This is a genomic window from Chelatococcus albus (assembly GCF_030067675.1).
GTDB classification, from domain to species: domain Bacteria; phylum Pseudomonadota; class Alphaproteobacteria; order Rhizobiales; family Beijerinckiaceae; genus Chelatococcus_A; species Chelatococcus_A albus.
The window spans coordinates 106040-120677 of sequence record NZ_JASJEV010000009.1; the positions used below are offsets into that span (position 1 = coordinate 106040).

At 69.9% G+C, this 14638-nt stretch carries 11 protein-coding genes and 1 tRNA gene; 8 read left to right on the forward strand and 4 right to left on the reverse strand.

Annotated elements, in window-relative coordinates; all coding sequences use genetic code 11:
- The first annotated feature begins 26 nt into the window (after positions 1-26).
- From QNA08_RS14530 to QNA08_RS14560, 7 genes are all read left to right on the forward strand, one after another.
- Complete coding sequence (locus QNA08_RS14530; protein WP_283741450.1) at positions 27-1331, forward strand: glycosyltransferase; 1305 nt, start codon at positions 27-29, stop codon at positions 1329-1331.
- On the forward strand, positions 1328-2458 hold the full coding sequence (locus QNA08_RS14535; RefSeq protein WP_283741451.1) for a glycosyltransferase family 4 protein: 1131 nt from the start codon (positions 1328-1330) through the stop codon (positions 2456-2458). The genes QNA08_RS14530 and QNA08_RS14535 overlap by 4 nt, the downstream gene beginning before the upstream one ends.
- Positions 2455-4428: a glycosyltransferase gene (locus QNA08_RS14540; protein ID WP_283741452.1), complete on the forward strand. Its 1974-nt coding sequence runs from the start codon at positions 2455-2457 to the stop codon at positions 4426-4428. Before QNA08_RS14535 ends, QNA08_RS14540 begins: the two co-directional genes overlap by 4 nt.
- A gap of 244 nt (positions 4429-4672) precedes the next feature.
- Entirely contained in the window at positions 4673-6562 is a 1890-nt protein-coding gene (locus tag QNA08_RS14545) for an ABC transporter ATP-binding protein (RefSeq protein ID WP_283741453.1), read from the forward strand.
- The gene (locus QNA08_RS14550; protein WP_283741454.1) at positions 6562-8565 is read left to right on the forward strand and encodes an ABC transporter substrate-binding protein; all 2004 of its coding nucleotides are present in this window, start codon (positions 6562-6564) and stop codon (positions 8563-8565) included. The genes QNA08_RS14545 and QNA08_RS14550 overlap by 1 nt, the downstream gene beginning before the upstream one ends.
- Entirely contained in the window at positions 8562-9578 is a 1017-nt protein-coding gene (locus QNA08_RS14555; RefSeq protein WP_283741455.1) for an ABC transporter permease, read from the forward strand. Before QNA08_RS14550 ends, QNA08_RS14555 begins: the two co-directional genes overlap by 4 nt.
- 7 nt (positions 9579-9585) lie before the next feature.
- Positions 9586-10755, forward strand: a complete 1170-nt coding sequence (locus QNA08_RS14560) for an ABC transporter permease (protein WP_283741456.1) — start codon at positions 9586-9588, stop codon at positions 10753-10755.
- A gap of 88 nt (positions 10756-10843) precedes the next feature.
- Here the strand turns inward: QNA08_RS14560 and ade are convergent, their stop codons facing one another.
- Positions 10844-12544 (reverse strand): adenine deaminase, encoded by a 1701-nt coding sequence (gene ade / locus QNA08_RS14565; RefSeq protein ID WP_283741457.1) that lies wholly within the window; start codon positions 12542-12544, stop codon positions 10844-10846.
- A 127-nt stretch (positions 12545-12671) separates the two neighbouring features.
- On the opposite strand from ade, the gene QNA08_RS14570 reads away from it, so the two are divergent.
- The gene (locus QNA08_RS14570; protein ID WP_283741458.1) at positions 12672-13016 is read left to right on the forward strand and encodes a four-helix bundle copper-binding protein; all 345 of its coding nucleotides are present in this window, start codon (positions 12672-12674) and stop codon (positions 13014-13016) included.
- A gap of 44 nt (positions 13017-13060) precedes the next feature.
- Here the strand turns inward: QNA08_RS14570 and msrB are convergent, their stop codons facing one another.
- The 3 genes from msrB to QNA08_RS14585 form a co-directional block, all read right to left on the reverse strand.
- Entirely contained in the window at positions 13061-13561 is a 501-nt protein-coding gene (gene msrB, locus QNA08_RS14575; RefSeq protein WP_422679923.1) for a peptide-methionine (R)-S-oxide reductase MsrB, read from the reverse strand.
- A gap of 230 nt (positions 13562-13791) precedes the next feature.
- Positions 13792-13876 (reverse strand) — tRNA-Leu (locus QNA08_RS14580).
- A gap of 155 nt (positions 13877-14031) precedes the next feature.
- Positions 14032-14238 (reverse strand): DUF1737 domain-containing protein, encoded by a 207-nt coding sequence (locus QNA08_RS14585; RefSeq protein ID WP_283741460.1) that lies wholly within the window; start codon positions 14236-14238, stop codon positions 14032-14034.
- Between the last annotated feature and the right edge of the window lie 400 nt (positions 14239-14638).

The window sequence follows — 14638 nt, forward strand, 5'->3', positions numbered from 1 at the left end:
ATGATGAGCATGGCTGAGAGAAACGTGTGACCGGTCCTCGTTCCGACATCGGCCGCATCGCCGTCGTGGTGAAGGGCTATCCGCGCCTGTCGGAAACCTTCATCGCGCAGGAGATCCTGGCGCTCGAGGAGCGCGGGCTGCCCCTCGACATCTGGTCGCTTCGCCACCCGACCGAGCGCGTCGTGCATCCGATGCACGAGCGCATCCGGGCGCGCCCCACCTATCTTCCGGAGTATCTCTACCAGGAGCCCCTGCGCGTCCTGCGCGGCCTCCTGTGGAGCCTGCGCCAGCCGGGGTTCCGCCGGCTTATCCGCATCTTCCTGCAGGATCTGAAGCGCGACCCCACTCCGAACCGCGGGCGCCGGCTCGGTCAGGCCTGCGTGATGGCGCGGGAGCTGCCCGCCGGCGTGCGCCACCTGCATGTGCATTATCTGCACACGCCGGCGTCGGTGGTGCGCTATGCCGCCATCCTGCGCGGGCTCGCCTGGTCCTTCTCGGCCCATGCCAAGGACATCTGGACGACGCCCGACTGGGAGAAGCGCGAGAAGATCGCGGAAGCCGCCTGGGGCGTCACCTGCACGGCCGCCGGCCACGCGCATCTCGCCATGCTCGCCCCGCCGGCGGACCCTGCGCGCGTGGCCCTCGCCTATCACGGGCTCGACCTGTCGCGCTTTCCCAGCCCCCCGCAGCGGCCGGCGCGCGACGGCTCGGACCCGGCCGATCCCGTGCGCATCGTCTCGGTGGGCCGGGCAGTGGCGAAGAAGGGCTTCGACGACCTGCTCAACGCCCTCGCCGCGCTGCCTGAGGACCTCAACTGGCGCTTCGCCCATATCGGCGGCGGCGAGATGCTGGGCGCGCTGAAGAGGCAGGCCGAGGCAGCCGGCGTCGCCGGCAAGGTCGCGTTCCTCGGCGCCAAGGCCCAGCCCGAGGTGATCGCGCTGATGCGCGAGGCGGACGTCTTCGTGCTGCCGGCCAAGCGCGCCCGCTCGGGCGACCAGGACGGTCTGCCGAACGTGGTCATGGAGGCGGCGAGCCAGGAACTCGCCATCGTGGCGAGCGATTTCGCCGGCATTCCGGAATTCGTGCGGGATGGCCGCGAGGGCGTGCTCGTGTCGCCCGGCGACTGGGAGGCCCTCGCCAACGCCCTCAATCTCATCGCCCGCGAGCCCGCACGGCGCGCCGCCCTCGGCCGGGCCGCGCACGCGCGGCTGCGCGAGGCCTTTTCCATCGACGCCGGCCTCGACCTCATCGAGGCACGGCTGCGCCACTCGCTCGGGCAGATGCCGCTCGCGGACGGGTACCGGGAGCCCGCGGAGGCGACGGCCCCGTGAGCGGCGGCTTCCCCATCGCCTTCTACGCGCCGCTGAAGGCGCCCGACCACCCCTCGCCCTCGGGCGACCGCCGCATGGCGCAGCTCCTGATGCAGGCCCTGACGCAGGCCGGCTTCGTGCCGGGCCTCGCGAGCCACCTGCGCACGCTTGACCTCGTCGGCGATGCCGTGGCGCAGGAGCATCTGGCGGCCGAGGGCCGCGCCGAAGCGGAGCGGCTCGTTGCCGTCTATCGCGCGCTCGCGCCCGAGGCGCGGCCGCGGCTGTGGTTCACCTACCACGTCTATTACAAGGCCCCGGACTGGATCGGGCCGCGCGTCGCGCGCGCGCTCGCCATCCCCTACGTGGTGGCGGAAGGGTCGCGCGCGGCCAAGCGCGCGCGCGGCCCCTGGGCCATCGCCAACCAGGCGGCCGAGGCTGCGCTCGATGCCGCGGACGTGATCTTCGTCATGACGGAGGCCGACCGGCCGGCCCTCGAAGCAGCGCGCCCGGCGCGCCAGAGCCTCGTCGCCCTGCCGCCCTTCATCGACTGGCCCTGCCATGCCGCCGGCGCCGGACGGCCGCCCACAGGGGGCGCCCACCTCCTCACCGTCGCCATGATGCGGCGGGGCGACAAGCTCGCGAGCTATCGCCTGCTCGCCGAGAGCCTCGCCAGCCTTGCGGATCTGGCATGGCATCTCACCATCGTGGGCGACGGCGAGGCGCGGTCGGAGGTGGAAGCTCTCTTCGCCCCCCTGGCCGGGCGCGTGACCTTCCGCGGACTGGTGGGAGAGGAGGCCGTGCTCGCGCGCCTCTATGCGGGGGCCGACCTCTTCCTGTGGCCGGCCGTCAACGAAGCCTACGGCATGGCCTTCCTCGAGGCACAGGCCTGCGGCTGCCCCGTCGTGGCCGGCCACTTCGGCGGCGTCGCCGACGCATTGCGCGACGGGGAGACGGGGCTTCTCGTCGAGCCAGGCAATGCCGCCGTCTTCGCCGATGCCGTGCGCGGACTCCTCGCCGCGCCGGCACGGCGGGAGGCGATGGCCGCGGCCGCGCGACGCTTCATTGCGGAAGAGCGCACCGTGGCGGGCGCCGCAGCGATCCTGCGGCGCGCGCTTCTGCCGCTCCTCGCCGAGGAGCCGACGGCATGAGCCTGAGTGTCCTCATCACCGTCACGCATCTGCTCGGCGTCGGCCATCTCGCCCGCGCGGCGGCGATCGCCCGCGCGCTCGCCGCGGCAGGCCACGACGTGACGCTCGTGTCCGGCGGCATGCCGGCGCCGCTCGTACGCACCGGACGGCTGCGCTTCGTGCAGCTGCCGCCTGTGCGCTCCGCCGGCACAGCCTTCTCGACACTCCTCGACGAGGACGGTCGTCCGGCCTCCTCCGCGCTCCTCGCCGAACGCCGCCGCGAGCTCACGGCCATCTTCGCCCGGATGCGACCGGACGTGATGGTCACCGAACTCTTCCCCTTCGGGCGGCGGATGCTCGCGGACGAGTTCATGGCCCTCCTCGCCGCGGCGGAGGCCTGCCGACCGCGCCCGGTCACCCTCGCTTCCGTGCGCGACGTGCTGGTCGCGCCGGCCAAGCCCGAACGCATCGCCGAGGCGCACCGGCGCCTGTTCCGCCACTACGACGGCGTGCTCGTGCACGGCGATCCGGCCATATTGCCGCTCGAGGCCTCCTGGCCGCTCGATGCGACCCTTGCCCCGCTCCTGCGCTACACGGGCTACGTCGGCGAGCCGGCGCCAGAGGACGACGAACCCGCCGGCGACGGCCGCGACGAGATCGTCGTTTCAGGCGGGGGCAGCGCCGCCGCCCTGCCGCTCTACCGCGCCGCGGCGGAGGCGGCGCGCCTCGTGCGCGAGAAGCGCTGGCGCCTTCTCCTCGGCGCAGGCGTGGTCCAGGCGGATTTCGCCGCCGTCGCGGCGCGCGCCACGGACAACCTCGTCGTCGAGCGCGCCCGCCCGGATTTTCCCCTTCTCGTCGGCCGCTCGGCCGTCTCGGTGAGCCAGGCGGGCTACAACACCGTCGTTGACCTCTTCGGCACCGGCGTGAAAGCGGTGCTCGTACCCTTCGAGGAAGGCAACGAGACCGAGCAGCGGCTGCGCGCCGACCGTCTGGCGAGCCACGGCCTCGTCACCGTCCTGCCGCAGGGCGAGCTGACCGCCGGCAATCTCGCCCGCGCCGTGCGTGCGGCCCTCGCCCTGCCTCCACCCGAGGCGACGGCGATCGACTGCGGCGGGCTCGCGACGACGGTTCGCCTCGTCGAGGAATTCGCGAGGCGGCGGGGAGGCCTGGCCGCGCCCGCCCTCGCCGCGAACAGCGCGGAGAGCGCGTGGCGCCGCCTCGACGATGCGCTGGCCACGGCGGTGGCGTCCGGCGACACGCTCGCCTTCTGGTGGCGCGACGACGACGCGACGGCGCCGACGCCGGCCCTCGACCGTCTCCTGACCCTCGCCCGCCGTCACGCCGCGCCGGTGGCGCTCGCCGCGATCCCCGCCGCTGCGACGCGGGCATTGGCGGAGCGGCTGGCCGACGAACCTCTGGCGAGCCCGCTGGTGCACGGCCTCTCCCACCGCAACCATGCCCCGGCAGACGAGAAGAAGGCGGAGTTCGGCGCCCATCGGCCGACGGCCGCGCTGGTCGCCGATGCCGAGCGGGCGCTCGCCACCGCGCGCGAGCGTTTCGGAGCCCGGCTCTTGCCCATCTTCGTGCCGCCCTGGAACCGCATCGCGCCGGCACTCGTCGCCGAACTGCCTGCGCTCGGCTTCTGCGGGCTGTCCACCTTCCGCGACCGGCCGGCAACCGAGGCCGCCCCAGGGCTCATCCAGGTGAACACGCATCTCGATCCGGTCGACTGGCACGGTAGCCGCAGCCTCGTCGCCGAGGACATGCTGCTCGACGGGCTGGTCCGGGCGATCGCGGCCCGCCGCCGTGCCGACGATACTCTCGAGCCGATCGGTCTCCTCACCCACCATCTCGTCCATGACGAGGCGATCTGGTCGTTCTGCGAGCGCCTGATCGAGCGTCTCTGCCGGCACGCAGGGGTTCGCATCCATGCGGCACGCGAGGTCTTTGCCGCTCCGTCGGCGGGAAGCGGCGTCGATGGTCCGGCCTAGCCGCTGCACCCGCATCTGTTCACGGCCCCGGCGCGACCAGGGCCGGTGCGGTGCGGAGGGTCGTCCCGGGCACGCCCGGAGGGGACGCGCGCGGTACGGGCTCGGCGCCGTCAGGCCATCATCAGATTCTCGTCATGACCGGAGACGATCGACGCGAGGGCCCGCGCGACGGCTTGCAAAATATGGCGTCATCACCTCGTAATCGTCTAATGTTTCGCCACTCGGTGCAAAGGGGACACCGACCGTGACGGCAGGGGCGACGGCGGGCAAGCCGCTTCTTTCGATCCGCGACCTCGTGGTGGATTTCGCGAGCGACGGCGGCACCTTCCGTGCGGTCGACGGCATCTCGTTCGACATTCCGCGTGGACGCACGGTGGCGCTCGTCGGCGAGTCCGGGTCGGGCAAATCCGTCACGGCGCAGGCGATCCTGCGCATCCTGCCGAAGGCGGCGCGCATCGCCGGCGGCGCCATCCTCTTCGACGATCCGGCGAACGGCCGCGGCCCCACCGACATCGCGGCGCTCGCCGCGGACGGCGCGCCAATGCGGGCCCTGCGCGGCGGCCGTATCGCCATGATCTTCCAGGAGCCGATGACCTCGCTGTCGCCGCTGCACACCATCGGCAACCAGGTGATCGAGGCGCTTCGCCTGCACCGCAAGGTGTCACCGGAGGAGGAACGCGCCGCGGCGGAGGAGGTGTTCGCGCACGTCGGCTTTCCCGATCCCAAGCGCGCCTTCGTGACCTATCCCTTCGAGCTGTCGGGCGGCATGCGCCAGCGCGCCATGATCGCCATGGCACTCATCTGCCGCCCGGCGCTGCTCATCGCCGACGAGCCGACGACCGCCCTCGACGTGACGACGCAGGCCCAGATCCTCGACCTCATGCGCTCGCTCCAGGCCGAGACGGGGATGGCCATCCTCCTGATCACGCACGATCTCGGCGTCGTGGCCAACATGGCCGACGATGTGGTCGTCATGTATCGCGGCCGCATCATGGAGACGGGCTCGCGCAAGGAGATCTTCCACGATCCACGGCACCCCTACCTCAAGGCGCTCATGCACGCCGTACCCCGCTTCGGCATGGCGCCGGGCGAGCGGCTGACGCCTCTGCGCGAGGTGGCGAGCGCCGGCATCATCGCGGCCACGCCGAAGCTGCATCGTCCGAAGCCGGCCGGGCCGGTGCTGCAGGCGGAGGGCCTGTCCAAGCGCTACACGCTGCGCTCGGGCTGGTTCCTCGGCCAGACCCACCACGTGAAGGCCGTGAACAACGTCAGCCTGACCTTGGCCCCGGGCAAGACGCTCGGCCTCGTCGGCGAATCCGGCTGCGGCAAGACGACCGTCTCTAAGATCATCATGCGCGCGATGGCGCCGGACACCGGCCGCGTGCTCTTCGACGACGGCACGGGCCCGCGCGACGTGCACGGCCTCGACGGCGACGACCTGTTCGCCTACCGGCGCGCGGTGCAGTTCGTGTTCCAGGATCCGTTCTCGTCGCTCAACCCGCGCATGACGGTCTACGAGATCCTCACCGAGCCGCTCGTCATCCACGAGCTCGGCACCCCGGAGGAGCGTTTCGCCAAGGCGAAGATGCTCATCGAGCTCGTCGGTCTCGACAAGCGCCACCTGCGCCGCTATCCGCACTCCTTCTCCGGCGGACAGCGCCAGCGGCTCGGCATCGCCCGGGCGCTCGCCCTGTCGCCGCGCGTCCTGCTCTGCGACGAGCCCGTGTCGGCGCTCGACGTCTCGGTGCAGGCGCAGATCCTCAACCTGCTCAAGGACCTGCAGGCGGCTCTCGGCCTGTCCTACCTCTTCGTCTCCCACAATCTCGCGGTCGTCGATTACATCGCTGACACCATTGCCGTCATGTGCCGCGGCTACATCGTCGAGGAGGCACCGAAGGCGACGCTGTTCAGGAACCCGCGGCATCCCTACACGCAGGCGCTCCTCGCCGCCGTTCCGAGCCCGGATCTCGACCATCCGCTGGATTTCGACAAGCTGCGCAGCGACCGCTTCTCCGATCCCTCCGACTGGCCGGAGCCCTATCGGCTCGTCGCAGGCAGCGCCGGTGTCATGCGCGAGGTCGAGCCCGGCCATCGCGTGCGCATAGCGGCCGGTCATGCCCGGGAGGCGGCGTGATGAGCGTGCTGCCGCGCATGAGCCCGCCGCACCCGGTGCGCCGAACCGGCGCCGGGCACCACCGTCCGATCCGCCGTGCGGCGATCTTTGGAGCCGCGCTCGCGGTCATTGTCCTCGCCGCCCTTCCCGCTGCCGCGCAGGCGCCGGCCTATCGCGAGACCCCCTTCTTCGCCGAGCAGGTGGCGAAGGGAGCGCTGCCGCCGGTCGCGGAGCGGGTACCGGCGCGGCCCCTCGTCGTCGATCTCGCCGAGCGCGGCAAGCGCATCGGCACGCCCGGCGGCGAGATGGTGACCCTCGTGGGCAAGGCGCGCGACATCCGCTATGTTTCCGTCTACGCTTACACGCGTCTCGTCGGCTACGATGAGAACCTCGACCTGAAGCCCGATCTTCTGGAACGGGTCGATGTCGAGGAGGAGCGCGTCTTCACCCTGCACATCCGCCCCGGGCACCGCTGGTCGGACGGCCGCGCCTTCACCGCCGAGGACCTCCGCTACTGGTGGGAGGACGTGGCGCTGAACAAGCACCTGAGCCCGCAGGGGCCACCCGATTTCCTCATCGTCGATGGCGAGCGCCCACGTTTCGACGTGCTCGACGAGTTCACCGTCCGCTACTCGTGGTCGAAGCCCAATCCTCGCTTCCTGCCGATGCTCGCCGCGCCGCGCGACCCCTTCATCTACCGCCCGGCGCACTACATGAAGGCCTTCCACGCGAAATATACCGATCCGGCGTCGCTGGCGCAGGCGGCGGCACGGGCCAAGCTCAAGTCCTGGGCGGCCCTGCACAACCGCCTCGACGACATGTTCGAGAACTCCAACCCGGACCTGCCGACGCTGCAGGCCTGGAAGGTGATGAATGCCGCCCCCGCGAGCCGCTTCGTCTTCGAGCGCAACCCCTACTATCACCGCGTCGACGCCGCGGGGCAGCAGCTTCCCTATATCGACCGGATCGTCATCGACGTCGCCTCCGGCGGTCTGATGGCGGCCAAGGCCAATGCCGGCGAGGTCGACTTCCTCGCCCGCGGCCTGACCATGGCCGACATCCCCGTGCTCAAGGAAGGGGAGAGGGCCAAGGGCTACAAGACGATGCTCTGGCCCATCGCGCGCGGCTCGGAAGTCGCCCTCTATCCCAACCTGACCGTGACCGACCCGGTCTGGCGCAAGCTCAACCGGGACGTCCGCTTCCGCCGGGCGCTCTCCCTCGGCATCGACCGGCGCACCATCAACAACGCGCTGTTCTTCGGCCTCGGCATGGAGGGCAACAATACCGTGCGTGAGGGCTCGCGCCTGTTCGAGCCTTCCTTCCGGAATCGCTTCGGCACCTACGACCCGGCCGAGGCGGGCAGGCTCCTCGACGAGATCGGGCTGACGCAGCGCGACGGCGACGGCACGCGGCTGCTGCCCGACGGGCGGCCGCTCGAGATCGTCGTCGAGGTGAACGGCGAAGCGGCCATGGCGATCGACGCCCTGCAGCTCATCACCGAGTTCTGGCGCGAGATCGGCGTCAAGCTCTTCATCAAGCCGCAGGACATCACCGTGCTCCGCAACCGCGCCTACGCCGGCCTGCCCGTGATGGTGGCCTCGACCGGCCTTGACAACGCCATGCCGACCCCGGCCATGCCGCCGGCCGAGCTCGCCCCCGTGCGGCAGGACAACTACGCCTGGCCGAAATGGGGCCAGTATGTGGAGACGCAGGGCCGGGTGGGCGAAGCCTGCGACATGCAGAACCCGCTTAAGCTCATGAAGCTCTACGAGGAGTGGCTCGCTTCCGACGAGGAGGGCGAGAAGGCCGCCATCTGGCGCCAGATGCTGGCGCTGCACGCGGAGAACCAGTGGAGCATCGGCACCGTGGCCGGCGCCATCCAGCCCGTCGTGGTGCGCCAGGGGCTCACCAATCTCGCCGGGAACCCGATCTACAGCTGGGAGCCGACGGCGCTCGGCGGCATCTACCGCATCGACGAAGTCTTCTGGGACCGCGCCGACCGGCGCGTGGCGAGCGTGCAATGATCGGCTTCCTCGCCCGCCGACTCGTCACGATGGCGATGACGCTCCTCGTCATCAGCGCCCTCGTCTTCCTCATCATCAAGCTGCCGCCGGGCGACTTTCTCTCGAACCAGATCGCCGAGCTGAGGGCGCAGGGCGAGGCAGCCTCCGCCGCCAAGGCCGAGTTCCTGATCAAGCAATACGGCCTCGACAGGCCCGCCTGGGAGCAATACCTCGTGTGGATCGGCATATGGCCGGGTCCGGCCGGCTTTTCCGGCCTGCTGCAGGGCGACTGGGGCTGGTCCTTCGAATACGACAAGCCGGTCCGCGACGTGGTCGGCGACGCCCTGTGGCTGACGTTGCTCGTCAACCTCGCCGTCGTCGTCTTCGTCCACCTGATGTCGATCCCGATCGCCATCTATTCGGCGACGCGCCAGTATTCCTGGGGCGACTATGTCGCCACCTTCATCGGCTACATCGGCCTCGCCACGCCGAACTTCCTGCTTGCGCTCATCCTGCTCTATTACTTCAATCGCTGGTTCGGCATTTCCATCGGTGGGCTCTTCGACGCACAATACGCCAATGCGCCGTGGAGCTGGGGCAAGTTCGTCTCGCTCCTGCAGCACCTCATCGTGCCGACCATCGTCATCGGGCTCGCCGGCACCGCGGCGATGATCCGGCGCATGCGCGCCAACCTGCTCGACGAACTCGGCAAGCAGTATTACATTACCGCGAAGGCGAAGGGCGTGCCGCCGACGAGGGCGCTGCTCAAATATCCCTTCCGCATGGCGCTCAACCCGTTCATTGCCGACATCGGCAACCTCCTGCCGCACCTCGTCTCAGGGTCGGTGCTGGTGTCGCTCGTGCTGAGCCTGCCCACGGTCGGGCCGATCCTGCTCGCGGCGCTGAAATCGCAGGACCAGTTCCTCGCCGGTTTCATCCTGATGTTCGTGGCGCTGCTCACGGTCGTGGGCATGCTCATTTCCGACCTGATGCTCGCGTGGCTCGACCCGCGCATCCGGCTCGGGCAGCGGTGAGGGCCTCATGAACGTCGACGCCCTGCCTCCCCGCAACGGCCGCTATGTCGACAGCGCGCCCTTCGACCCGGGCGCCAGCGAACCCATGGGCCGCGACGACGAGCGCTATTACCAGGCTTCGTCGCTGACCCTCATCTGGTGGAAGTTCAGGCGCCACCGGCTCGCCGTCGTCTCGGCGGTGGTGCTCCTCGCCTTCTATCTCGCCGTGCCTTTCGTCGAGCTCATCGCCCCCTACGGCCAGAGCCAGCGCAACGGCAATTTCCTCTATGCCCCGCCGCAGCGGGTGCACCTCGTCCATGGCGGGGCCTTCGTCGGGCCCTTCGTCTATCCCTATTCCTTCACCTTCAATCTTGAGACCTTCCGGCGCGACTACGTCGTCGACGAGACGAAACCGCAGCCGATCCGCTTCTTCTGCCGCGGCACGCCCTATCGCTTCTGGGGCCTCGTCGAGACCGACCGCCACCTCTTCTGCCCGCCGGAGGGGGGTACGCTGTTCCTCATGGGCACGGACCGGCTCGGCCGCGACATCTTCTCGCGCATCGTCTACGGGGCGCGCATCTCGCTCACCATCGGTCTCGTGGGCATTGCGGTTTCCTTCACGCTCGGCCTCTTCTTCGGTGGCATCGCCGGCTACCTTGGCGGCTGGGTGGATCATGCCGTGCAGCGTCTCATCGAGATCCTGCGCTCGCTGCCCGAGCTGCCGCTGTGGCTCGCCCTGTCGGCGGCACTGCCGCCCAACTGGAGCCCGCTCCTCGTCTTCTTCGGCATCACCATCATCCTCGGCCTTCTCGACTGGCCGGGGCTGGCACGCGCGGTCCGCTCGAAGCTGCTCGCGCTGCGCGCGGAGGAATTCGTCAAGGCGGCCGAGCTCATGGGCGCCTCACGGGCACGCATCATCGGGCGCCACCTCATCCCGAACTTCATGAGCCACCTCATCGCCTCGGCGACCCTGTCGATCCCCTCGATGATCCTCGGTGAAACAGCGCTCTCCTTCCTCGGCCTCGGCCTGCGCCCGCCGATCACGAGCTGGGGCGTGCTGCTCAACGAGGCGCAGAACCTCGCCGCCGTGAACCTGCACCCCTGGCTCTTGTGGCCGATCGTGCCGGTGGTGATCGTCGTCCTCGCCTTCAACTTCATGGGCGACGGCCTTCGGGACGCGGCCGATCCCTATCATTGACGGCGCGAGCCTGCTCTCGCTGAGTAAGGCTCTCGGAGTGGCACGGCGAAGGACCGCGCGACTTGCCCCGGCCGCGGCCCCTGTCCGCTCAGACGAGCTCCATCCGGTCCACGTCCACCACCCCGAAATCCGTGATCTTCAGGTGGGGGATCACGGGCAGGGGCAGGAAGGCGACCTGCAGGAAGGGCTCGGCAAGCGTCACGCCCAGACCGCGGGCGGCGGCGCGCAGCGGCACGAGGCCCATGCGCACCTCCTCGTAAGAGCGGTCGCTCATCAAGCCGGCGACGGGCAGCGGCAGTTCGGCCCGCACCGCGCCGCCCTCGACCACGACGAAGCCGCCACGGATCTCGCCGAGCCGGTTCACCGCCACCGCCATGTCCGCGTCGTTCATGCCGACGACGCAGATGTTGTGGCTGTCGTGCCCGACGGAGGAGGCGATGGCGCCGCGCTTCATGCCGAAGCCCTTGACGAAGCCGCGGCCGATGTTCCGGTTGACCCCGTGGCGGGCGACGACGGCAACCTTGGCGACATCCTGCTCCACGTCGACCGTGCGGGCGCAGTCGCGCAGGGGTAGTGCGAGGTCCTGCCGGGTGGTGATGATCTTGCCCGGTACCACTCCCATGACCGGAAGGGTGCCCTCGCCACCCGGGATTCGGAAGTCGGAAGCCGCGACGCGCGCAGCCTTCATGCTGTCGAGACCGATGGCCGCGACGGGCTCGCGCGCGGCGAACAGCGCCTCGTCCACGATGCGCCCGGCCGAGACCACCTGCGACACGGCGCAGGCTTCCAGGTCGTCGAGGAGCACGATGTCCGCCCGCTTGCCCGGCGCGACAATGCCCCGGTCCCTCAGGCCGAAGGCGGTGGCGGCCGTCAGCGAGGCCGCGCGATAGGCAGCGAGCGGCGGCGCGCCGAGGGCGATCGCCGTGCGGATGAGGTAGTCGAGGTGCCCCTCCTCCGCGATGTCGAGAGGATTGCGATCATCCGTGCAGAACGCGAGGAAGGGCGAGGTCTCGACAGTGAGCAGCGGTGCGAGCGCATGAAGGTCCTTGGAGACGGAGCCTTCGCGGATCAGCACGGTCATGCCCTTGCGGATCTTTTCCAGCGCCTCCTCGGCGCTCGTCGCCTCGTGCTCGGTGCGGATGCCGGCGGCGCAATAGCCGTTGAGGTCGAGGCCGCGCAGGAGAGGAGCGTGCCCGTCCACATGGCCGGGCAGGAAGGCTTCAAGCTTGGCGAGGCAGCCGGCGTCGCCGCCGAGCACGCCGGGAAAGTTCATGAACTCGGCGAGGCCGATCACCTTGGGATGATTGCGGTAGGGCACCAGGTCTGCCGCCTCGAGGCGTGCACCCGCCGTCTCCAGCGCCGTTGCCGGCACACAGCTCGACAGCTGCACGCGCAGGTCCATGATCGTGCGCTCGGCCGAGGCAAGGAAGAAGTCGAAGGCCGGCGCGCCGAGCACGTTCGCCATTTCGTGCGGATCGCAGATGGCCGTCGTGACGCCGTGCGGCAGCACGCAGCGATCGAACTCGTGCGGCGTGACCAGGGACGATTCGACGTGGCAGTGCGTGTCGATGAAGCCTGGCACGGCGAAGCGACCGCCGCCGTCGATCTCGCGTCGCCCCCGATATGTGCCGTAGGTGCCGACGATCGTGTCGCCGCAGACGGCGATGTCGGTGGCAACGATCGCCCCCGTCACCAGATCGAGGAGGCGGACGTTCTTGATGACGAGGTCCGCCGCCTCCATCCCTCGACCCTGGCGAATACGTCGGGCAAGATGCTGCGCGTCGGTCATCCCTGTCCCCTTTCGGCGGCGCCTCCCTCCAGCCATAGGCGCATTCGCGCGCATGGTCGAGAGAGGGCGGAACCCGCCCGCGGGGGCTGCGTTACCGGTTCGTCAGGACCAATCCGGGAGAGGGCCCATGTACGCGCATGCCACCACTGCCGGTCCGCGCCACCAGGATTGCATCGATGCCTGCTCCGCCTGCCTTTCGGCCTGCGCCTTCTGCCTCGACGCCTGCGCCGGCCGCGAGGATATGGTGGCCTGCGTGCGCACCTGCCGCGACTGCATAGCGATCTGCGGCGCCTGCCAGGAACCGCTGTCGGCCGACAGCGACCTGTCGGCGAAGCTGTGCGCGCTCTGCGCCGAGGCCTGCGAGCGCTGCGCGGAAGAATGCGGCAAGCGCGATCACGAGGCCTGCCGGCGCTGCGCCGGCGCCGCGACGCGCTGCGCCAAGGCCTGTCGCGCGGTGGCCCAGGCCGCATGAGCCTCCACCCGAGGGTCGGCACCCGCATCGGCGCGCCTCCAGCGTCAGGTAGTCGCCGGCACGAACTTCAGCGCCACGCCGTTCATGCAGTAGCGCAGGCCGGTTGGCGGTGGGCCGTCCTCGAAGACATGGCCCAGATGTCCGCCACAGCGGCTGCAATGCACCTCGGTGCGGGTCATGAACAAGCTGCGGTCGATGGTCGTGCCCACCGCACCGTCGAGCGGCCTGAAGAAGCTCGGCCATCCGGTGCCGCTGTCGAACTTCGCCTCCGACGAGAACAGCGGCTGGTCGCAGCCGGCGCAATGAAAAATGCCTGGGCGCTTCTCACGACCGAGCGGGCTCGACCCCGCCCGCTCCGTGCCGTGCGTGCGCAGCACGGCATATTGCTCGGGCGTCAGCCTCGCGCGCCATTCGGCGTCGGAGAGATTGACCTCGAACGCCTTGTCCTTGGACGTCGCCTGAGACGTCCCGCCGAACAGTCTGATCATGGCTCCCGCTCCGACTGCCGCCGTCCCGGCGAGCAGGATCGCGCGTCGTGAAAGCATGGCATCCTCGCTCGAGATCGGCCGAACGCTCGGGACCCGCGGCCCACCCGCGGTCACGAGGTTCTTACGACCAAACGCGATCCCGCGTTACGGCCGCAGCCTTCACGAATTGGGGAAGCGGCGCGACCGATCGGCCGGTCGCGACAGGCGGCAGGTCCGCGCAAGCCGCGCTCGCGCATCACCGCGCCAGGACGCGGCTGGCCCATCAGCCCTGACATGGGGAGAACCGGTGGTGGCCTCGGCGGGGATCGAACCCGCACACCCGAAGGTCCCGAATTTTAAGTTCGGTGCGTCTACCAGTTTCGCCACGAGGCCGCCGCAGCGCGCGGCCTCTTGTCTTGCCCAAAGGGCAGACCTGCGCAAGCCGGCAAGCGGACGTTCCACCGAAACGCGCGACAAGCGGCGGAGCGCACGGGCGCCGTCTTCCCGCGGCAAACCGGGCGCGACGGCGCGCCCTGCCGATTGACAGCCTATTGCTTGGCGAGATCGAGGTCCGGCGAATACTCTGCCCCTTCGACCTCCTTGACGATCACCTGACCGCAGATGCCCCGCCTGGCTTCCGGGTCATAGGTGAGCGTGGGCGATCCGTACAGCTGCCAGCCGCGGTTGAGGGCTTCGGTGACGCGATGACAGAAGCTCGCGTCGTCGGGACCCGTGAGATAGCGATAAAGCTTCATGAGGTTCTACCGGAACGAGGAACCGGGAAGGACAGGCTGGACAGCGCCCGCAGCCCTGACCCAGCCGGCAAGACCGAAGACGAGACGTGCGCCGCCCCGGCGCACCGGCGAGCGGACGAGGGCGACCGCGTCAGCCGCCCATGTCGCCAATTCGAGCAGGGCGCCCTTCACAGAAGCAGCGCGCAGACTGTCGCCACCAGGGCTACGGCACCCAGCAGGGCCCCCATCGCGAAATAGCTGCTGTCGCGCGCCTTGCTTTCCGTCAGGTCGAAATCCAACACCGCTCAACCCTCGCTGTCGATGACGGCTCCCTAGCCTCTTCACATGACCGTGACATGTCGTCAGCGTCGCATGCCGCGGGTCGGCTTGAAAAGACCAAATCAGCGCCTCTGCGGCCGAG